Annotated in this window: 21 protein-coding genes; 10 read left to right on the plus strand and 11 right to left on the minus strand. The window is 60.9% G+C overall.

Translation table 11 applies throughout. The features are described from left to right. Positions 1 to 260 precede the first annotated feature (260 nt). Both NTD85_RS21600 and NTD85_RS21605 read left to right on the plus strand, forming a co-directional pair. Complete coding sequence (locus tag NTD85_RS21600) at positions 261 to 1,448, plus strand: colicin E3/pyocin S6 family cytotoxin (protein WP_262143169.1); 1,188 nt, start codon at positions 261 to 263, stop codon at positions 1,446 to 1,448. Further along, on the plus strand, positions 1,445 to 1,675 hold the full coding sequence (locus tag NTD85_RS21605) for a hypothetical protein (protein ID WP_262143170.1): 231 nt from the start codon (positions 1,445 to 1,447) through the stop codon (positions 1,673 to 1,675). Before NTD85_RS21600 ends, NTD85_RS21605 begins: the two co-directional genes overlap by 4 nt. Positions 1,676 to 2,001: 326 nt before the next feature. Here NTD85_RS21605 and NTD85_RS21610 read toward each other — a convergent pair whose 3' ends face one another. After that, complete coding sequence (locus NTD85_RS21610; protein ID WP_003222347.1) at positions 2,002 to 2,466, minus strand: glycine zipper 2TM domain-containing protein; 465 nt, start codon at positions 2,464 to 2,466, stop codon at positions 2,002 to 2,004. Between the two features lie 167 nt (positions 2,467 to 2,633). Here NTD85_RS21610 and NTD85_RS21615 point away from each other — a divergent pair, with 167 nt between their 5' ends. After that, the gene (locus NTD85_RS21615; protein ID WP_103485726.1) at positions 2,634 to 2,870 is read left to right on the plus strand and encodes a hypothetical protein; all 237 of its coding nucleotides are present in this window, start codon (positions 2,634 to 2,636) and stop codon (positions 2,868 to 2,870) included. Positions 2,871 to 2,875: 5 nt separating this feature from the next. On the opposite strand, the gene pdxH is transcribed toward NTD85_RS21615, so the two are convergent. The 5 genes from pdxH to dinG form a co-directional block, all read right to left on the minus strand. After that, entirely contained in the window at positions 2,876 to 3,523 is a 648-nt protein-coding gene (pdxH, locus tag NTD85_RS21620; protein WP_262143171.1) for a pyridoxamine 5'-phosphate oxidase, read from the minus strand. A 24-nt stretch (positions 3,524 to 3,547) separates the two neighbouring features. Beyond that, positions 3,548 to 4,822 carry an OmpA family protein gene (locus NTD85_RS21625; protein ID WP_262143179.1) on the minus strand — a complete coding sequence of 425 codons (1,275 nt, stop codon included), beginning with the start codon at positions 4,820 to 4,822 and terminating at the stop codon, positions 3,548 to 3,550. A gap of 111 nt (positions 4,823 to 4,933) precedes the next feature. Continuing rightward, a complete protein-coding gene (locus NTD85_RS21630; protein WP_003222343.1) occupies positions 4,934 to 6,079 on the minus strand; it encodes an EstA family serine hydrolase in 1,146 nt (381 codons plus the stop codon). A gap of 211 nt (positions 6,080 to 6,290) precedes the next feature. Continuing rightward, positions 6,291 to 8,642, minus strand: coding sequence for a beta-galactosidase (locus NTD85_RS21635; RefSeq protein WP_262143172.1), 2,352 nt, complete (start codon positions 8,640 to 8,642; stop codon positions 6,291 to 6,293). A 93-nt stretch (positions 8,643 to 8,735) separates the two neighbouring features. After that, positions 8,736 to 10,880 carry an ATP-dependent DNA helicase DinG gene (gene dinG, locus NTD85_RS21640; protein ID WP_003222341.1) on the minus strand — a complete coding sequence of 715 codons (2,145 nt, stop codon included), beginning with the start codon at positions 10,878 to 10,880 and terminating at the stop codon, positions 8,736 to 8,738. A 98-nt stretch (positions 10,881 to 10,978) separates the two neighbouring features. Between dinG and NTD85_RS21645 the strand changes: the two genes are divergently transcribed. Further along, complete coding sequence (locus tag NTD85_RS21645; RefSeq protein WP_262143173.1) at positions 10,979 to 11,443, plus strand: CopD family protein; 465 nt, start codon at positions 10,979 to 10,981, stop codon at positions 11,441 to 11,443. Between the two features lie 171 nt (positions 11,444 to 11,614). Here the strand turns inward: NTD85_RS21645 and NTD85_RS21650 are convergent, their stop codons facing one another. The 4 genes from NTD85_RS21650 to NTD85_RS21665 form a co-directional block, all read right to left on the minus strand. Next, entirely contained in the window at positions 11,615 to 12,373 is a 759-nt protein-coding gene (locus NTD85_RS21650; RefSeq protein ID WP_262143174.1) for a collagen-like protein, read from the minus strand. Next, positions 12,366 to 12,641: a DUF1145 domain-containing protein gene (locus NTD85_RS21655; RefSeq protein WP_003222338.1), complete on the minus strand. Its 276-nt coding sequence runs from the start codon at positions 12,639 to 12,641 to the stop codon at positions 12,366 to 12,368. The genes NTD85_RS21650 and NTD85_RS21655 overlap by 8 nt, the downstream gene beginning before the upstream one ends. A 162-nt stretch (positions 12,642 to 12,803) precedes the next feature. After that, a complete protein-coding gene (locus NTD85_RS21660) occupies positions 12,804 to 13,529 on the minus strand; it encodes an OmpA family protein (protein ID WP_201135629.1) in 726 nt (241 codons plus the stop codon). 90 nt (positions 13,530 to 13,619) lie between these two features. Continuing rightward, positions 13,620 to 14,315: an OmpA family protein gene (locus NTD85_RS21665; protein WP_103485721.1), complete on the minus strand. Its 696-nt coding sequence runs from the start codon at positions 14,313 to 14,315 to the stop codon at positions 13,620 to 13,622. Between the two features lie 197 nt (positions 14,316 to 14,512). Here NTD85_RS21665 and NTD85_RS21670 point away from each other — a divergent pair, with 197 nt between their 5' ends. From NTD85_RS21670 to NTD85_RS21685, 4 genes are read left to right on the plus strand one after another with little or no spacing between them, the layout of a single operon-like run. Next, positions 14,513 to 15,010 carry a DUF6231 family protein gene (locus tag NTD85_RS21670; RefSeq protein WP_095138440.1) on the plus strand — a complete coding sequence of 166 codons (498 nt, stop codon included), beginning with the start codon at positions 14,513 to 14,515 and terminating at the stop codon, positions 15,008 to 15,010. A gap of 4 nt (positions 15,011 to 15,014) precedes the next feature. Next, positions 15,015 to 15,491, plus strand: a complete 477-nt coding sequence (locus NTD85_RS21675) for a YchJ family protein (RefSeq protein WP_003222334.1) — start codon at positions 15,015 to 15,017, stop codon at positions 15,489 to 15,491. 48 nt (positions 15,492 to 15,539) lie between these two features. Then, complete coding sequence (locus NTD85_RS21680) at positions 15,540 to 16,034, plus strand: LEA type 2 family protein (RefSeq protein ID WP_003222333.1); 495 nt, start codon at positions 15,540 to 15,542, stop codon at positions 16,032 to 16,034. Continuing rightward, complete coding sequence (locus NTD85_RS21685; RefSeq protein ID WP_003198420.1) at positions 16,031 to 16,234, plus strand: SEC-C metal-binding domain-containing protein; 204 nt, start codon at positions 16,031 to 16,033, stop codon at positions 16,232 to 16,234. Before NTD85_RS21680 ends, NTD85_RS21685 begins: the two co-directional genes overlap by 4 nt. Before the next feature lie 148 nt (positions 16,235 to 16,382). Here NTD85_RS21685 and NTD85_RS21690 read toward each other — a convergent pair whose 3' ends face one another. Then, a complete protein-coding gene (locus tag NTD85_RS21690) occupies positions 16,383 to 16,940 on the minus strand; it encodes a cysteine hydrolase family protein (RefSeq protein ID WP_262143180.1) in 558 nt (185 codons plus the stop codon). Between the two features lie 143 nt (positions 16,941 to 17,083). On the opposite strand from NTD85_RS21690, the gene NTD85_RS21695 reads away from it, so the two are divergent. Both NTD85_RS21695 and NTD85_RS21700 read left to right on the plus strand, forming a co-directional pair. Continuing rightward, positions 17,084 to 17,728, plus strand: coding sequence for a glutathione binding-like protein (locus NTD85_RS21695; protein ID WP_003222330.1), 645 nt, complete (start codon positions 17,084 to 17,086; stop codon positions 17,726 to 17,728). A 201-nt stretch (positions 17,729 to 17,929) separates the two neighbouring features. Continuing rightward, positions 17,930 to 20,377: a penicillin acylase family protein gene (locus tag NTD85_RS21700; RefSeq protein WP_262143175.1), complete on the plus strand. Its 2,448-nt coding sequence runs from the start codon at positions 17,930 to 17,932 to the stop codon at positions 20,375 to 20,377. Positions 20,378 to 20,568 lie beyond the last annotated feature (191 nt).

Consider the following 20,568-nt stretch of genomic DNA (forward strand, 5'->3'; position numbering starts at 1 on the left):
CCCCCCCCCCCCCCCCCCCCCCCCCCCCCCCCCCCCCCCCCCCCCCCCCCCCCCCCCCCCCCCCACAAGTCCAGGCTCGTCTGAAAACCAGCGAACAATCCCGGAGATAAATCCCCTCACCACAGGCCTGGCTTGTCTGACAAATAGCGAACAATCCCCAGCCCATTAGAGATGCGTCCTACAGCCACCCTCTGCCTGCTTTCGTTAACGTCGCGCAGCCCTTTCGAAGGGTTGTCGATGGATGAACGAAAGGACGCTCAGTGGCTCGCAACAAGGACATTCCCCGGGTTCCCAACCCACCGGCGGGCGACGGTCATCACGTCACCTACCGCTACATGACGGCCACCGAACTGGCCGAGCGCGACGCCCGACAAAACGCTTACGACGCCATGCTGGCGCGGCAGGAGGCCTTCGAGCGCAGTCAAGAGGTTGCGGCGAAAAAGCCTGATCCCGTACGCGCCGGGTGCGTGTTCGCCAAGTCCTGCAAATTGCCGGACGCGATCATCGATTACTCGAATCCTTCGGGGATGGTGCCGACTGACAGCCTGAAAGATTACGGCGAGTTGATCCTGCTGGGCGCTCGCGAAAGCGATGAAACCGGCGGGGTTGCCCTGAAGAAAATCGGCGCCACCGCGATTCCCGCCGGGCTGGGCAGTTTCGCCCTGGCCGGCGCCGCCTTCGAGGCGCTACCCGCTATCGCCGCCGGAACCGCTGCCGCAACCCTGGCAGGACTGGTGGCGCTGCTTATGCCTTCCAGCCTCGGCGACAGCGCGCTGTACAGCGATGAGCAACTGCGCAGCCTCAAACAGGCCCGCACCCGCGTGCGCCTGCGCGTCGAACAACAGGCCGACGGCAGTCTTCGGGGCTACGGCTTCTACACCGGCAGGAATCGCGACTGGGAAATGGTCGATGTCGTGCAGTTCACCGCGCGCGGCAGCCGGTTCGTCGCCGACCTGGGTGAAGGGGTCGAACTGCTCTGGACGCCGGCGGTGGATGGCTCGGACGTTCTCGGCATTCCGGCGCTGGAGGCTGCACCGCAGGCCCCGCACATCTGGGTTTATCCACCGACGAAAGCGGCGGACGGGATTCTGGTGAATCCGGTTTATCCGCCGGAGTATCGGGATTTCATTCTGGTGTTTCCGGCGGATTCGGGGGTAGCGCCGATATACATCGTTCTGAATATTGCTGGGGATATCAAATATCATCCGGCTCCAAATTCCCTTACAGCCTTTCCTGAGGCCAAATCCGCACCAATGAAAACCTCTGTTCGTGGGGGAGGAAAAAAACGCAGGCGATGGAAGGATCTATCAGGGAAAATTTATGAATGGGATTCCCAGCACGGCAAGGTTGAGTTGTACACCAAACAAGGAAAACACCTTGGAGAATATGACCCAAGAACCGGGGAACAGACAAAGCCTGCTGACCCCAAAAGGAGAGTAGAAAAGTGAAACATATAGTTGAGGTATTTGATCAGAAAACCGAGGTTTTACTTCTAAGCGTTGATATCGCCGAACATCATGAAGACGCGCTGAAGGTAATCATGAACTGGAAGCAACCGGAAGATGAATTCGATGGGTACGACCTGTCCGAGGAACAGATTAGTATTTTGGAAGACTGGACCGGGAAAAAGCTATCAGGTGTAAATCGTATAGTTCAACTGGTATGCACCGAATGACATGTCGCTACCCAAAACTTAATCATACTGTCGATGCCTATGATAAAAAAACGTCACTCCTTGTTTTCGAAATACCTGTTCCAGACGGGAAGATCGACCAGCTCAGAACAATCATGAAGTGGACCGTGCCAGAAGACGAAATCTACGGCTACGATCTCGATCCCGAGCAAATAACACAACTCGAAGTTTTAATCGGCCGGTCATTTTACGACCCGGAATATGACTTTCAATTGAGCTGTTATGGAAGTGAGTAATACTGATTAGTCTTGACAAAAAAACCCCGACCAGTCACCTGATCGGGGTTTTCTTTTACCGCTCGTTCTCGCTTAGTGCGAAACGCGGCTGGTGCCACCGACGGTGGAGATGCGCACGCGCTCACCGACACGGAACACTTCGTTTTCCTGAACCTGTTGCACGTAGGCACGCATGCTGCCGTCGTCTTCGCGCACGGTGATTTCAACGCCTTGGGTGCGGGTCATGCCTTCTTCAGCGGCCGAGCCCAGCAGACCACCGGCTACCGCGCCGATGACCGCAGCCACGGCGCTGCCGCGACCGCCGCCGATGGCGCTGCCGCCGACACCACCGACCACTGCACCGGCGACACCGCCGATCGGGGTCTTGGTGCCTTCGATTTTCACCGGACGCAGGGATTCGATGGTGCCCATGCGAATCGTCTGCACGCGACGCGCTTCGTCACGGGAGTAGGAGTCACCGGTCAGGCTCGACTGGCAGCCGGTCAGCAACATCGCCATCGTGGAAAAGGAAGCAACCAGCAGAACAGACTTACGCATAGCATCAACTCCAAAAGAACATGTATTCATTAAACCCCGCAGCTTGACGCCTGTCACGACGCGGCCGGGATAAACTTGATTTTATTCAGGCCCGGTACAGGCACCTGCCGCCCACCCAACAGTAGCGCCAAATCGCCCAACCCGCCCTGCCGACCCAAGGATTTTTCATGGATTACGTGATCATTTTCGTCACCACCGTTGCCGGTTTGTACTTCCACGGGTGGCTGTACGTGCGGATCAAACGCTGGATGGATCGTGATCTTGCACTATCCCTGGCGGGCAATGATGACGGCAAACGCGCCTTCATGCTCGAACAGCTGGCCCATGCCCGCTCGCAGAAAATCAAACGGCAGGATCTGCCGAAGTGGCTTGAGGCCGCTGCGGCAGGCTATCCCGCTCGGTAGACTGCTTAAGGCGCCAGACGTTCAAGATTCCAGTTGGCGCCCTGCTGACGATAGTTCAGGCGATCATGCAGACGACTTGGACGGCCCTGCCAGAACTCGATGCGCTCAGGCAGCAGGCGATAGCCGCCCCAGTGCTCCGGGCAGTCAGGCTGGGTATCGCTGAAGCGTTGCTCGGTGGCCTTGAGCAAATCCTCTAGCTCGCCACGGCCGTTGATCACCCGGCTCTGCGGCGAAGCCCAGGCGCCGAGCCGGCTGCCCAGCGGGCGCACCTGATAATACGCGTCGGACTCTTCAGGCGTGACCTTCACCACCCGCCCCTCAATACGCACCTGGCGCTCCAGGGTTGGCCAGAAAAACGTCATGGCCGCGAAAGGATTCGCCGCCAGATGCTGCCCCTTGGCACTGTCGTAGTTGGTGAAAAAGGTGAAGCCCTGCGCGTCCAGGCCCTTGAGCAGCAGAATGCGACAATGCGGACGCCCGTCCGCATCGACCGTGGCCAGGGTCATCGCGTTGGCCTCCACCGGCGCCTGTTCGGTTTTCACCGCGTCGGCAAACCACTGGTGAAACAGCGCGAACGGCTCGCCCGGGGCTTGCGCCTCGGTCAGGCCATCCCGGGTGTAATCACGACGCATATCAGCCAGAGCCTGAGTCATGGCGCATTCCTTTTCGTTAGCGGATCACTGCTTGGCAGCATCGGTGGCAGCGACCTTCTTGTCGGTCGCTGCGGCTTTGGCCGGCTCGGTTTTCTTCACCGGAGTCTTGGCTGGAGCCTTCTTCGCAGGTGCTTTGGCTGCAGCTTTTTTCGCTGGAGCCTTTTTGGTCGCCGATACCGCGGCTTTCTTCGCGGCAGGCGCTGGCGTTACCGGTTTGTCGACTGGCTTGACGTCCTGCGCGGCAACCATAGTCACCGGTGCCGGAGCTGGCATATTGTACTTGCTCAACAGCGCAACCATGGTGTTCTGCGGTGTAACCAGCAGCTCGATACGACGGTTCAAGGCACGGCCTTCAACACTGTCGTTAGCCGCGCGCGGAGCGTCGGCCCCCATGCCACGCAGCATCAGGCGGTCACGTTGCAGGCCGCTGAGACGGAAGATCGCGGCCACCGATTGGGCGCGTTCCAGGCTGAGCTTGGTGTTATCCGCCGCGACGCCCGAGCTGTCGCTGTGACCGAGTACCAGGATCGCCGTTTTCGGATCGGCTTCGAGGATTTTGGCGACGTTGGTGAACGGGCTCAGGGTAACCGGGAGCAGCATGGCCGGACGTTTTGGGTTGAACGAGCCTTCAACCGGTGCGATCAGCACCAGAACGTTCTCACGACGTTCGAACTGCAGGTTGCTGCCTTTGATGGCGGCACGCAGACGCGGCTCATAATCGTCAAGCCAGGCTTGAGTGACTTTCGGATCCGGCATCGGTACGACTTTGGCGGCCACCTGATCTTTGGCAGTGCTCTGCTGCTTGCCGAATGGCCACCACCACTTGGTGCCTGTGTCAGCGTTGGCATTGGCGTTGGCATTGGCGACTACAGCCGGCTTGGCGTCGGGTTTCGCCTCAGGTTTCACTTCAGCTTTGACGTCGGGTTTCACATCAGACTTGGCGGCCGAGTTGTCCGAACCGCCGAACGGCCAGTACCAAGGGCTGCTGCTTTCAGCCTTGGCCACGGGTGCGGTGGCGGCAGGCTTCAACTGGGCTGAGGCTGGGGCTGGGGCTGCCGCTGGAGCCGGTGCCTTTGCAGATGCAGATGCAGATGCAGATGCAGATGCAGATGCAGATGCAGATGCAGATGCAGACGCTGTCGCTGGAGCTGGCGCCGATACTGGATCTTTGGCCGCTGCTTTATCGGAAGAGCCGAACGACCACCAACTGCTGCCGTCCGCATCATTTTTAGGGGTCTGCGCACATCCGGTAATCGCAACACACAGGGCGGCCAGGGCAAGAGTGTTTTTATATGACATTGAAAATCCCCAATATGAAGTAATTGAATCAGAGCTCTTTTGCCCGGATAAATAGACGTTTTGCATCGAAAAACCAAAACAGGCTCCATTCCTGGAGCCTGAAGTAAAGCATTACAGACAAGTGGCAAGTACCCGCGCCAGTTTCTGCGCCCGAGGGTCCATCAAGACGTACGGACCCAGGGTATTTGTCACAAAACCAAAAGCAACATCGTGCTCCGGGTCTGCAAATCCGATGGAACCCCCGGCGCCCGGATGGCCAAACGCCCGTGGGCCCAGACCATAAGTCGCGTTCGCCACGTCGGGTTGATCAAGCATGCAGCCCAGACCGAAACGGGTTCGGGTCAGCAGGGTCTTGTCTTCGCCGAGGCTATGCTCGCGGGTCAGCTCGTTGAGCATTTCGCCGTCAAGCAGGCTGCCGTCGAGCAATCCGGCGTAAAAACCCGCCAGGCTGCGCGCATTGCCGTGGCCATTGGCCGCCGGTTGTTGCATGCGTCGCCATTCCGGCTTGTTGGTACTGGTGAGCACCGAGGGCGGATTGGTGAATGCACGAGTGGTCATGGCCGTGGGTTCACGCATGGTCACTTGCAACAGGCGCTGGGCCGCGGCATCGCCGACGTTGCCCTTGCCCCGGGCGATGTGCGCCACGCGGTAAAACTCTTCGTCAGCCAGACCGACATGAAAATCCAGGCCCAATGGCTTGGCCACGCGGGCCACGATCGATTCCCCCGGCCCGCGACCGTCTGCGCGGCGCAACAACTCGCCGATCAGCCAGCCGTAAGTGATCGCGGCATAACCGTGCCCCTCACCCGGCGTCCACCACGGCGCTTCGGCCGCCAGGGCATCGACCATGGTTTGCCAGTCATAAAGGGCTTCGGGGGCGAGCAGTTCACGCAGGGCCGGCAGACCGGCCCGATGGCTGAGCAACTGGCGCAGGGTGACCGATTCCTTGCCGGCCGCCGCGAACTCCGGCCAGTAGCGGGCCACCGGAACATCCAACTGCAATTTGCCTTCGGCCACCAGTTGCAGCGCCGCAACGGCGGTGAAAGTCTTGGTGCAAGAGAACAGGTTGGCGATGGTGTCGCTGTGCCAGGCCTCGGTGCCGTCCTTGTCGGCGGTACCGGACCAGAGGTCGAGGACAGTTTCTCCGCCGACCTTGATGCACAACGCTGCGCCGCGTTCCTGGGGATCGTCGAACAGTGCCGCGAATGCCTCGCGCACCGCTTCGAATTGAAGCTCGTAATGTCCCTGAATCTGCACCCGCAACTCCCCCGCAAAAACACGCTACAAATTGGTCGGCATTGTTCCAGTCCTTGAGGGATTTGGGAACAGCCGCAGGCTAGACGGTTGATGTTGTGGCATACGACTGATGCCATCGCCAAAAGGCCCGCTCGCACAGCAGATTCATGAACACCACAAATCCAGTGTGGGAGCGAGCCCGCTCGCGAAGAAAGATAGCTCGTTCCGAGGCTTAGTGCCCATTCCCTGAATGCCCGCCCGCATGCCCGGCGGCAGGCCCTTTGCCGGCCTCGCCCCGTCTGCCGCCTTCAGCTTCATGCGCCGGCGCAGCGGCTTTTTCGGCTTCTTTGCCCAACTGATCAAGCGCCTGCAGGTTGCTCTTGCGCACCGCCTCGACAAAGCCCTGATACGGCAGATCGGTAATCCCCACCAGACCGAAGTGCCCGTTCTCGCCGTCGAGCAGGCGTCCGGTCGCCGGTTGATCCAGGTACTGGAACCAGTGCACGCCGACGATCGATGGCTCGTTCAACGCCTGTTTGAGGAAGTTGGCATAGGCCGGGCCGCGATCTTCTTCCCGTGCCAGTTGCGTAACGCCGCCCCAGAACGGCCCACGGTCAGCCGAACCGAAATTGAATTCGGTGATCAGCACCGGTTTGTCGAGGGCGCGCAGGGCGGCGAAGTCATACCCGTCCTGTGGCTTCAGCGTGTACATATTGAAGCTCAACACGTCGCAATACTGCGCGCAGGACGCTACCGCTTCCGGGGTGCTGGTGGCAAAACGGCCGCCGAGCAGCAGCTGATTCGGCGCGTGCCATTTCAACGAGTCAGAGATGGTCTTGAAGTAGGTATCGGCGAACACCTTCTGGAAGTATTTGAAGTCGTTTTCGATTTCCGGGTGCTCCGGATTCGGCATCGGCGGCACGAAACCCGGGTCTTCCATCAACTCCCACGCCGGCAGATCAATGCCCCACGCTTTCGACAGACCTTCCTGGTTGCGGTACTTGTCGCGCAGTTGCTTGAGGAACGCGCGTTTGGCTGGCACGTCGGTGGTCATTTTCAACGTGCCATAGGCCAGGGCGTAGCGCGACTGCGGATCGTCGCCGGGACCGGCCCAGGCCAGTTCGTTGTCGGCGTAGTACCCGATCAACCATGGATCATCGCGGTGATCACGGGCAGCGATGGCCACGGCACGCTCGGTAGCCATGGCGAAACGCGGGTCGAACGGGTCAGGCATGCCGCCCCACCAGTCTGTGCCGGTGCTGATGCTGGTGTAGTCGCCGACGATCGACAGCGGCAAGGTGTACGGCACCCGCTCAGCGTCGCCCAGCGAATCGGCACTCCAGTTGCCAACCGTGTTGAAACCCCAGGCTTGCAGACGATCAAGGGTGTGCGCGGCCCACTTCTGCTCATCGACCGTGGCTTTGCATGGCGCGGCGCTCGTCGGCTCGGCTGCCGGTTCGGCGGGTGCCTGCGCTGCGCAAGGTTCGCCGTACAGGCGTTGCAGGTTGGCGCCGTAGAAATCGTACCAGCGCCCGGCGTTGTAGCCACGGCCCTGGTCGGCGCCGTTGCCGCCACGGTTGTCGCCATCGCCGAAATGGCTGGCAAGTGGATCGTCTGGTTTTGGCAGCGATTCGAACATCCACTCACGCCCGGCGACGTAGGTCTGGTTGACCTGCGGGCTGACGGTGTTGATCCCCAGCGAATAGAACGGATGCCCTTCCGGCGTCACCAGATACCAGCGCCCGTCACGCTTTTCGGTGCGGAAAAAGCCGCTGGCTTTGAACGCCGGGCCTTTGTTCCAGCCACCGAATTTGTCCAGCGAAGACTTTTCGCGCTCGGCCAGCCAGGTTTTCAGCTGTTGCTGTTCCTTGGCGGCGGCGGCTTTCAGTTGTTCATCGTTGCTGATTTTTTCCGGCCATTTGCTGCGGGTCGACTGCCCGTAAGCGTCCACCAGATTGCCATAGACGGCCTGGGTCACGGCATCGCCGTCCTGCACGCCGAAACGCTCGAGCAGCAGGCTCTGAGCGGCTTTCGGCTGATCCATCCACAGGCTCACCGACACCACCTGACTGCGGTCCAGTGCACCGCTGCTGCTGGCCAGCAGAATCCGCTGACCATCGACGGTCATCGGCATCGGCGGCCCGGCCTTCATGCCCTGGCTCAGCGGCGAAGTCGCCACCAACGGCACCAGCAGGGTTTGCGCGGGTCCGGCAGGCAAATCGACGCGGCTGGTCAGCGTCTGGCCGTTGTTGCTCTGGATTTGCACGTAAACCGTCACGGCCCAGTTCATTGCGCTCTGCAGACGCAGGCTCATCATGCCCGACTGCGACCAGTCCCAGGCGCCGGTCTGCGGGGTCAGGCGCAGGGTCGGACGGGCTACCGGGTTGAACGTCACCCGGCGCAGCACTTCACCTTCCGGGGTTTGCTCGGCGTTGGCTTGTGGCAGGTCAGTGTTTTCGGTGACGACTTTCACCACATCGGCAGGACGGACGAAGTTGAACAGGGTCTGCTGACCGGCAGGCGCCGCCAACAACGGGGCGGCGAAGATCAAGGCAAACACGGCAGGCAACGAGCGGCGAATCATAAGAACGGAGTTCTCCCTAACGACCAAAAGGCCAATGGAAAAGCAATGGCGGAGAGATAGACAACGCGGCGGGCAAAACTGCCCACCGTTGTCTCAGGATATTTCACGACGGAATGGCGGCAACGCATTGAGAATCGCCTTGCCGTAGCGCTGGGTGACCAGTCGCCGATCGAGCAAAGTGATGGTGCCGCGGTCTTCTTCGGTACGCAGCAGACGCCCGCAGGCCTGGACCAGTTTCAAGGACGCATCGGGCACCGAGATTTCCATGAACGGATTGCCGCCACGGGCCTCGATCCACTCCGACAGCGCCGCCTCGACCGGATCGTCCGGCACCGAGAACGGGATCTTGGCGATCACCACGTGCTCGCAGTACGCACCCGGCAAGTCCACCCCTTCGGCGAAACTGGCAAGGCCGAACAGCACGCTGGAATCACCGCCATCGACCCGCGCCTTGTGCTTGTTCAGGGTTTCCTGTTTCGACAGGTTGCCTTGAATGAACACTTGCTTGCGCCAGTCGCGGTCGAGGCCATCGAACACGTCCTGCATCTGTTTGCGCGAGGAGAACAGCACCAGCGTGCCGCGCGAGCCTTCGACCAGATCCGGCAATTCGCGGATGATCGCGGCGGTGTGAGCCGCGGCGTCGCGTGGGTCTGCCTTCAGATCCGGCACCCGCAGTACGCCGGCGTCGGCATGATGGAACGGGCTCGGCACCACGGCAGTGACCGCTTTTTTCGGCAGACCGGCGCGCATGCGGAAACGGTCGAAGGTGCCCAGTGCCGTCAAGGTTGCCGAGGTCACCAGGCAGCCGTAAGCCACGTTCCACAGGCTGCGACGCAAGGTTTCTGCAGCGAGAATCGGGCTGGCGTTGACCTCGATATCGAACAGCGAACCGCTTTCGGCCAGTGTCAGCCAGCGCGCCATCGGCGGGCTGTCTTCCGGGTCTTCGGCGGTAAATGCAGTCCACAGTTCCCAGTTGCCCGAAGCCCGGGACAACAGGCTGCCGAACAGCGGATACCACTCTTCGGCCTGATTGCTGGCAATGCCGATGTTTACCTCGCCGTCCATGCCTTCCTTGAGCAGGTCGGTCAGACGGGTGAACAGATCGTTGAGCCGCGAGTAGCCCTTCTTCAGCTCGATGCCCATCTCGCGCATGTGCTCGGGAATCACCCCGCCGACGAAACGATGGCGTGGCCGCTCGCGACCTTCGACGTCTTCGCCGGGCTTGAAATCGGCGATCTGCTCGCACGCGGTGAACATGAACTGCTGCTGGGTCTTGATCTCCCGCGCCAGCTCCGGCACCTGCTCGATCAGCTTGCCGAGATCCCCCGGCAACGGATGCTGGGCCAGCAGTTTGGTGAGGTTCTTCGCGGTGGTTTCCAGCCAGTCGGCGGTGGAACGCAGGCGCGTGTAGTGGGCGAAGTGGCCGATGGCCTTGTCCGGCAGGTGGTGGCCTTCGTCGAACACATAAATGGTGTCGCGCGGATCGGGCAGCACCGCACCGCCGCCGAGGGCCAGGTCGGCCAGCACCATATCGTGGTTGGTGACGATCACGTCGACTTTGCCCATGCCTTCGCGCGCCTTGTAGAACGCGCACTGGCCGAAGTTCGGGCAATGACGGTTGGTGCACTGACTGTGATCGGTGGTCAGGCGCGCCCAGTCGGCGTCTTCCAGCGCGTTGGGCCAGCTGTCGCGGTCGCCGTCCCACTTATTGCCGGCAAGCTTCTCGATCATGCTGGTGAACAGCTTCTGACTGGCCTCGTCGACCTCGATCTTGAAGCCTTCTTCTTCGAACAGCTGGGCGGTGGCGGTTTGCGCGTGGCCTTCCTGTAGCAGCATGTCGAGCTTGGACAGGCACATGTAGCGGCCACGGCCCTTGGCCAGCGCGAAACTGAAGTTCAGCCCGCTGTTGCGCATCAGGTCGGGCAAATCCTTGTAGACGATCTGCTCTTGCAGGGCCACGGTCGCGGTAGCGATCACCAGGCGCTTGCCGGCCAGCTTCGCGGTGGGGATTGCCGCCAGGCTGTAGGCCACGGTCTTGCCGGTACCGGTGCCGGCTTCCACCGCGACAATCGCCGGGTCGCCACTGCGCCGGCCTTCGTCGTCGGTATCGATATCCCCGAGGACTTTGGCGATTTCAGCGATCATCAGGCGCTGGCCATAACGCGGTTTGAGGCTTTTGGCTTCAAGAAAACGCGAATAGGCGCCCTGGATCGTGGTTTTGAGTTCAGTGCTGATCATTAGATGTCGGGCGCAAAAACGCTGGATAAATTTTCAGTGGTTCGAGTTGGCGGCTATCATACCTCGCTAATCAATCCCGCGCAGACCGGAGTACCCCAATGACACCTTTTAGCCTCGTTTATCCGCTGCATGTCCTGTCCGCCCTGGTCTGGGTCGGCGGCATGTTTTTCGCCTGGATGGTCCTGCGCCCGGCGGCGGTGAAGGCGCTCGACGGCCCCGCCCGCCTGACCTTGTGGGTGGAAGTGTTTCAAGGCTTTTTCCGCTGGGTCTGGGTCGCGGTGACCTTGTTGCCGATCAGCGGCGTCGGCATGTTGCATTTGCAGCACATCGGCTTCGAGACCGCGCCTAAATATGTGCAAGTGATGATCGGGCTGTATGTGGTAATGACGGCGCTGTTTATCCGGATTCAGGGCCTGATGCTGCCGGAGTTGCGCAAAGCGGTGGAGGCGAAAGACTGGCCCGCGGGTGCGGCGGTGCTGGGGCGGATTCGCCGGGTGGTGGGGATCAATCTGATAGTCGGGTTGGTGCTGGTGGCAATTGCCGCGGCGCGGCCGATGTTCTGACCCGCTGACAACCTGCACTTTTTTGTGGCGAGGGAGCTTGCTCCCGCCGGGCTGCGCAGCAGCCCCAAATCAGCTGGCGCGTTCAATCTGATGAAACGCGGTATCTGGAGTGGGCTGCTTCGCAGCCCATCGGGGATAAATCCCCTCACCACAATTAAGAAATACGCTGTTTTAGAGGCGTTGCACGGTCACCGCACCCGCCGCCCCCACCGGCCCTGGCTGACCATCAGCCCCGGCCTTGCCGTTCTTGCCGCCATCAGCGCGATACACCAGGCAACCCTTGGACTTGCCGCCCTGGCCGGCCTTGCCGCCGACACCCGCCGGACCACCGGCGCCGCCCGCGACGTCGACTTTGATCAGCTCGGCCGGAAACTCGCGGGGCACTTCCAGGCGCACCAGCGCACCCGGAGCACCGGGTTGGCCGTCGCTGCCATTGCTGCCATCAAAACCGTGTCCGGCTTCGCCCCAGGTGCAGCCCGGATCTTCACCGTTGCCGCCATCCAGGCCGACGAAACCTGGTGCACCGGTACCGCCGCGGGCATCGACAAACAGCTTGGGTGCGGTCAACGCCTTGAACTGCAGATTCAGATTACGCCCGGCACGGGCGGCTTTTTCATAGGTCCCCGGTGCCCCGCGTGCGGTGATCAGGCTGCCTTCGCTCAGTTCGGCGCGAATGACTTTCATGTCCAGCGCCTGTTCACTCGGGACGATCGCGATGCGTGCTTCATGGCCCAGGCGCAGTTCGCCGACGGTCAGTTCGGTCACATTGGCAGGAATCAGCAAAGTGCCGTAATCGGCGACGTCGAGTTTTTCCAGCTGCAAGGTGCTGGCGGTGTTGGGCAGGCGCATCAGGGAATTGGTTTCGACACTGACCACCTGGGCGCAGGCCAAGGGACTGATGAATGCAGCGAGCAGGCAAAGTTTACGCATGGGAAGAAGCCTCCGGAGCGGCCGGGGCCGGGATGGTTTGCAGGTGGAAAACGCCAAACAGCAGGATCAGCAGACGGTCACGCCACGGGTTGGCACGCCCCTCGAGGCGAGAGAACAGCAACTCCAGCACATGCAGCGCCAGCAACAAGCCGCCGGCCAGATTGACCAGCAGATGCAGCGGATGCACAAACGGCATCAGCAGATTGAGCACTACCACGCACCAGAACAGCAGGGTCAGCAAACGCCCCAGCCCCCAGAAAACCTTCATACGCTCCCCCGTGTCGGAATTATTCTTTGGGCGCACAGTAACGGCTTACACGGGGGATAAGCCAGAGGGGCAAAAGAAAAAACTTTTGTCAGTCGTCGGATCGCTGCCGGTTCGACGATGATCGTCGCCCGGCAGCTCTAGCCTGCGGACTACAGACAAGTCTCAGCGATTGATATGCAACTCGACCCGACGGTTTTTCGCCCGTCCTTCTTCGGTCGCATTGTCAGCCACCGGCTCACTCTCGCCGCGTCCCTCACTGGTCAGTTTGTTCGGCGCCAGACCCTGGCTCAGCAAGTAGGCGGCAACACTGCTCGCGCGGCGTTCGGAAAGCGCCTGGTTATAGGCGTCCGAACCTTTGCTGTCGGTATGCCCGATAACCTTGATGCTCACCACGTCGGCGTTGCGCAATTTGTCCATCAGCGTATCGAGCTGGGCTTTGGCTGCCGGGGTCAGATCCGATTTGTCGAAATCGAACAACACATTGCCGGCATCGCTGAGGGTGATGACTTCGGTTTGCGGCGCTACAGGCTCCGCAGGTTTTTCGGTCACAGGATATTGCGGCAACGGGCAACCACGGTGATCGACCGGCGTATTGGGCGGTGTGTCCGGGCAACGATCACGACGGTCGAACACGCCATCGCCGTCTTCATCGCCATCCTGGGCGTAACAGATCAGTCCGCCAGTCAGAATCCCCAGCGCTGCGCCGCCACCGGCCCAGCCGCCACTTTCAATCGCGCCGAGCCCACCGCCGACCAAGCCGCCAATGAGGCTGCAGATCGGCCATGTACGTTGATTGAGCGGGGCATCGCCATCGCTATGAGTGGCGCAACCGGTGAGCAAGCTGCCCAGCAGCAGCACCGGCAAGACGGACCTTGAGAAAACAGTCATTGTGAAAGCTCCTGTGTCACCGGCCCATACCGGTTACACAGGAGTAAAGACCCGCATCCGCGACTGCACAAGCCGCGGATGCGAGAGGGGCTAGCGGACGATTTTGATTTCGGTACGACGGTTTTGTGCACGGCCGTCAGCGGTTTTGTTATCCGCCACTGGCTGGCTTTCACCCATGCCCGATACCGAGACGAAGCTGGCACGCGGCACACCTTGCGAAATCAGGTATTCCACCACCGAGTGCGCGCGACGATCCGACAGTTTCTTGTTGTAGGCATCGCTGCCGACGCTGTCGGTGTGGCCGGTCACGGTCAGTTGCGCCGTGGACGACTCTTGTTTCAGGCGCGTGGCGACTTTGTCCAGAACCTGTTTGTCGGCACCGGTCAGGGTGGCTTTGTCGAACTGGAAGTGCACATCACGAATAACGATGGTTTCTTCCCTGACAATGACCGCCTCTTCTACCACTGGCGCAGGGGCCGGTGGAGGGCAGCCGTCAGCATCGACCTGCACGCCTCGAGGGGTGTGCGGGCACTTGTCGCGACTGTCCGGCACACCATCACCGTCTTCGTCGCCATCACCGTGTACCCAGCAATAGGCGGCTGCCGTACCGCCGACCAACAGTGCGCCGTAGCCGGCCCACGCCGAACTTTCCGTCGCGCCGAGGCCCGCACCGACCACACCGCCGACCGCCGCACAGGTCGGCCAGTCGGTTTTCTGCAAACCTGCGCAACCAGTCAACACACTGGTTAGCAGAATCAAAGGTAACGCTGTCCGAACTATGCTCATCTGGTTTTCTCCTGAGGGATCGGCTTAGAACCGATTCACGGAGTAAAGACCGGAGTTTTAATCTCCGCCAGCAATAGGCCAGCGTCATTTGGGACCGTGTTCACAGGGATTTGGCACTTTTGCCATACGCGACAAAACGGGGTCTAGGCCGGATCCGTCTGGCGCGCTAGTCTTGGCGATCTGATTGAGGAGCTTCGATGAACGTCGCCATTTCTTCGCGCACGCCGCAACAGGCGCTGGCCGCTTTACTGGATCGCTATGCACCGGCGCGTCTGCTGCTGATCGGTGCCAGCGAATTTCCGGCGCTCGCCGCGTTCAAGCAGGCACATCCGGACACCTGCGTGGCCCACGCCGCACCCGGTGCGTTGCCCGCCGAACTCGCGGCACGGCGCTTCGATCTGGCGCTGGTGGTCGATTGCCTGGAGCATCTGCCCAAGCGTGACGGCCTGAATCTGCTGGGCGGGATCCGCAACCTCAATGCCAGCCGCATCGCCGTGCTGGCAGACCTGCCGGCCAGCGGCTGGCAGGAGACCGATTTCTATTCACTGGCGCTGCAAGCCAGCGAACGTTTTCAGCGTGACGAGCAGGTACTGACCCTGTTCACCTACGATCTGCTTGACTACAAACAAGTCCCCGACTGGCTCAACTCGCGGTTCTGGGCCAATCCGGAAAACTTCGGGAAATACTGGTGGTAATGCAATGAGTACAGCCATTTGCCCGTGCGGCAGCGGCAACCTGCTGGAGGCCTGCTGCGGTCACTATCACGAAGGCCATCCCGCGCCGTGCGCCGAAGCCCTGATGCGTTCGCGCTACAGCGCCTATGTGCTGGGGCTGATCGATTATCTGGTGGCCACCACCCTGCCCGCCCAGCAGGCGGGTCTGGATCGCCAGTCGATCAGTGCCTGGAGCGCGCAAAGCACCTGGCTCGGTCTTGAGGTCGAAAGCTCGGAAGTGTTCGGCGGCCAGCCCGAGCACGCCTTCGTCACCTTCACCGCGCGCTGGCACGACAGCCAGGGCGAACACAGCCACCGCGAGCGCTCATCTTTCGTGCAAAACAGCGGGCGCTGGTACTTCATCGACCCGACCGTGCAGTTGAAGCTGGGGCGCAATGACAGTTGCCCGTGTGCCAGCGGGCAGAAGTTCAAGAAGTGCTGTGCAGGGTATTTCGGCGCATAGGCCTGCAATTTTTTTAGCGTCTAGACTGGCTGCAAAGGGAGTTCAACCATGCTCGGTCGTTGGCGCACATTCCAGTTCTTCACGTTGATGCTGTTGCTGAACCTCGGCGGTTGCGCCTCGTGGTTCAGCGACGACAGCGTCGACCCCGCCGTGCACCTGGTGAAAGTCGAGGTGGTGCGGGCCAAGTTGCTCGAACAGAAATTCATCCTGCACTTTCGGATCGACAACCCCAACGACAGCGACCTGACCGTGCGCGGTATGGAATATCGCATTCATCTGGCAGACCTGTTGCTGGCCGAAGGCGAGCATGAACACTGGATCACCGTGCCCCCCAAAAGCAGCGCGTTCTACCGGATACCGATCCGCACCAACCTGTGGCCACGAGTGAAGGACGTGGTGAAAATGCTCAAGAGTCCGCACCAGCAGGTGCCTTATCAACTGCAGGGCGAGATGGAAACCGGTTTATTCATCGCCCACTACGTGCACCTGGAGCGCAATGGCGTGATAATCCCCGCCGATTTAATTCCGGAGCACAACCGATGACTCAGCAACCTCACGTCCATGGCCCTGACTGCAACCACGATCATGACCATCATCACGATCACGACCATGGCCATGTCCACGGCCCGAACTGCGGCCACGCTCACCAGGAACCGGTGCGCAACGCCCTGAAAGACGTCGGCCGCAACGACCCTTGCCCGTGCGGCAACGGCAAGAAATTCAAGAAGTGCCACGGCGCTTGATGTTTCAGGTGAAGTCCTTCTTCGCCTGACAAGCCGCCTTCGCGAGCAAGCCCGCTCCCACATTCGACCGCATTCCTGCTGACTGAACGCGGTCGAATGTGGGAGCGGGCTTGCTCGCGAAAGGGCCGGCACATTCACCCCAAACTGTTCAGACAGCCGCCAGAATCTGCTTCGCACTGACCACCGTCGCATACTCCCCCTGCAAATTCCCCAGCGACATCCCGTGCACCTCTTCGGCTGAGCGCGGTGTGCCGAAGTAATCGGCCTTGTCGAAGGTGAAACACGCATCCTCCGCGACCCACGCCTCAAATCCCAGATTGCCCGCCGTGCGCGCCGTGGATTCCACCGAATTGTTGGTGGCCACGCCAACGATGATCAACTGAGCGATCCCCGCCTCACGCAACTGCGCCTCCAGCCCTGTGGCACAAAACGCATCCGGCACACGTTTCTGGATCAGCCACTCGCCTTGCTGCGGCGCAAACCGTGGCTGAAACTCCACCCCCGGTTGTTCGGGCCAGAACACCGAATCCGGCGAATGCGACAGATGCTGCACATGAATCACCGGTCGCCCGCGGCTGCGCCATGCCCCCAGCAAGTCGAGCATGCGTTCTTCGGCCTGCGGATTATTCCGCCGCCCCAGGCGCGGTTCCAGAATGCCTTGTTGCTGGTCGATGATGATCAGTGCCGCGTTGGCCTTCAGCTCCATGGCGATTTTTCTCACGGGGGTCATTGAATTTTCCGCAGTTCAGCATCACCTGCAATTATTAAGCAAGCTATCGAACACACGGGACCACCTGCTGCCGGCGTTTGCTCTACGCAACCAAGCCAATTGTTGATCTGGAGTTTGCAATGATCGATCTGTATTACTGGACCACCCCCAACGGCCACAAAATTTCGCTGTTCCTCGAGGAGGCTGGCCTGCCTTACAAGGTGCATCCGATCAACATCAGCCAGGGCGAGCAGTTTCAGCCACACTTTCTGAAGATCGCGCCGAACAATCGGATTCCGGCGATCGTCGACCACGAACCGGCCGATGGCGGTGAGCCGCTGTCGCTGTTCGAGTCCGGAGCGATCCTGCTGTATCTGGCGGAGAAGACCGGCAAATTCCTGCCCAAAGACCTGCGCGGCCGGCAAACCGCGTTGCAATGGTTGTTTTGGCAGATGGGCGGCCTGGGGCCGATGGCCGGGCAGAATCATCACTTCAGCCAGTTCGCCGCGGAAAAAATCCCCTACGCGATCAAACGCTACATCGACGAAACCGCGCGCCTCTACGGCGTGTTGAACAAGCAACTGGCCGATCACGAATTCGTCGCTGGCAGCGAATACAGCATCGCCGACATGGCGATCTACCCGTGGATCGTCTCGCACAAGTGGCAGAGTCAGAACCTTGAAGACTTCCCGCACGTGTTGCGCTGGTTCAACCGGATCAAGGAGCGTCCGGCGACGGTGCAGGCGTATGCCTTGGTGCAGCAGATCAACCCGCCGAAAGCCTGATTGAAGCGCAAAAGATCGCAGCCTTCGGCAGCTCCTGCACGGTGTACTCAATCCAATGCAGGCGTTGCCGCAGGCTGGGATCTTTTCCATTCGACAGAAATACACAAATAACCCCTGCCCCCGCTTGCGCGGCCACCTCCTGCTCACTAACGTAGCGGCTTTATTGCGCCCCCAGCCTCTACCCCCCGCAGGAGCTTTGCCATGGCCTCGCCAGCCCTTACACATTTTCTTCCCCGGTTCGGCGTTGCCGCAGCAGTGACCGGTGTCTTGAGCCTGTCCGGTTGCCAGACCTGGAACGCTCAGGACACCCTCCCGCCCACCTCCGGCGTGCAACCGCTCAAGGGCCTGGCGCAGAATGTTTCGGTGCGACGCAATGCCCAAGGCATGCCGTTGATCGAGAGCAACAGTTTCCACGACGCACTGTTCAGTCTCGGCTATGTTCATGCCAGCGACCGCATCAACCAGATGGTCACCCTGCGCCTGCTGGCTCAGGGACGTCTGGCGGAAATGTCCGGGCCGTCGATGCTCGATGCCGACCGCTACATGCGTGCGGTCAACCTGAAGAAAAGCGCCGCCGAGCTTTACAAGGCTTCGTCGCCACGGCTCCAGCGCTTCTTTGAAGTCTATGCACGAGGCGTCAACGCCTACCTGTTCCGCTACGCCGACAAGTTGCCGGGCGACCTCGCCTCCAGTGGCTACAAGCCGGAATACTGGAAACCGGAAGATTCGGCGCTGATCTTCGCGCTGCTGAACTTCAGCCAGTCGGCCAACCTGCCGGAAGAGATCTCATCGCTGGTGCTGGCGCAAACCGTGACCAGCGACAAACTCGCCTGGCTGACCCCGTCCGCACCCGATGAAAATCTGCCACTGGCCGAGGCCGACAAGCTGCAAGGCCTCAAGCTCAACGGGCAGATCCCCGGTCTCACCGAGCTGAGCAATGCCAGCCAGCAGTTGGCAGCGATGAATCTGCTGGGCGCCAGCACGTCGAACAACTGGGCGATCGCCCCGCAACGCAGCCGCAGCGGCAAGAGCATTCTGGCCAGCGACAGCCATGGCCCACTGGCGGCACCGTCGCTGTGGAGCTTCGTGCAGATCCGCGCGCCGAAATATCAGGCTGCCGGTGTCACCGTCGCCGGTCTGCCGATGATCCTCGGCGGTTTCAACGGCAAAGTCGCGTGGAGCGCCACCAGCGTGCTCGGCGACAACCAGGACCTGTTCCTGGAAAAGATCCGCCGTCAGGGCAACAGCCTGACCTATGAGGTCAACGGCAAGTGGCAACCGCTGGGCGTGCGCAACGAAACCTATTTCGTCAAAGGCCAGCGGCCGATTCGCGAAGCGGTGTACGAAACCCGCCACGGCGCGCTGCTCAACAGTGCCCAGGCAGCACAAGGCAACGGTTTTGGCCTGGCCCTGCAAACACCGAGCTTCACCGACGACAAATCGCTGGACGCGTTTTTTGACCTGACCCGCGCACAGAACGTTGAACGCGCCTCGGACGCCAGTCGCGAGATCCGCGCCATCGCCCTGAACATGGTATTCGCCGACGCCAGCAACATCGGCTGGCAAGTTACCGGGCGATTCCCCAACCGTCGTGAAGGCGAAGGCCTGCTGCCATCGCCGGGCTGGGAAGGTCGCTACGACTGGGACGGTTACGCCGACCCGATGCTGCACCCGTACGATCAGGACCCGACCCAGGGCTGGCTCGGCACCGCCAACCAGCGGGTCATTCCCCATGGCTACGGCATGCAACTGTCAAACTCCTGGGCGGCGCCGGAGCGCGGCGAACGTCTGGCGGAACTGGCCGGCAATGGCAAACAGGACGGTCGTAGCGTGATCGCCATGCAGTACGACCAGACCACGACGTTTGCCGCCAAGCTGAAAAAAATGTTCGAAGCGCCGGGTATGAAACAGCCGCTGAAACAGGCGATTGACGCCCTGCCGGAAGCCGATCGCAGCAAGGCTCGCGAGGCCTTGACCCGATTGATGGCGTTCGACGGCAAGCTCAGCCCGACGTCGGCGGATGCTGCGATCTACGAGTTGTTTCTGCAAGAAAGCATGAAGCAGATCTTCCTCGACGAACTTGGCCCCGAGTCCAGCCCGGCGTGGAAAGCCTTTATCGCCAATGGCGACTTGTCCTATTCGGCGCAGGCCGATCACCTGCTGGGGCGTGAAGACAGCCCGTTCTGGGATGACATCCGCACACCGCAAAAAGAAGACAAGGCACAGATTCTGGCGCGCAGTCTGGCTGCCGCGATCAACGCTGGCGACAGCCAGTTGGGTGGCGATCACAAGGCCTGGCAGTGGGGCAAACTGCATGGCTACACGTGGAAAAACGCCAACGGCCAGACCGTTCGCGGGCCGCTGGCAGCCGGCGGCGATCACACCACGCTCAATACCGCGGCGTTTGCCTGGGGCAAGGACTTCAACACCACGCGGGCACCGTCGATGCGTTTCATCGTCGACTTCAGCCAGAGCGAGCCGCTGATGGGCCAGAACGGCACCGGCCAGTCCGGCAACCCCGCGAGCCCGAACTACCTCAACGGCATCGATGCGTGGCTCAAGGGTCAGTACATCGGCTTGCCGATGCAGCCGCAGAACTTTGACCGGGTGTATGGCAAGACGCGTTTAACCCTGACTCCGGGCAAATAAACGCAATCCCTCCCTGTGGGAGCGGGCTTGCTCGCGAAGGCGTCGTGTCAGGCGATTTTGTATTGCCTGACACACTGCATTCGCGAGCAAGCCCGCTCCCACATTGGTTTTGCATCGCCTGGGAAATAATCGATAGAACTTCCGGACTCGCGCCAACCTCTTAGCTAACAAGCCCTCCATTCTGGTAACGA

It is taken from the genome of Pseudomonas sp. 13B_3.2_Bac1, from assembly GCF_025466205.1.
Taxonomy (GTDB): Bacteria; Pseudomonadota; Gammaproteobacteria; order Pseudomonadales; family Pseudomonadaceae; genus Aquipseudomonas; species Aquipseudomonas fluorescens_H.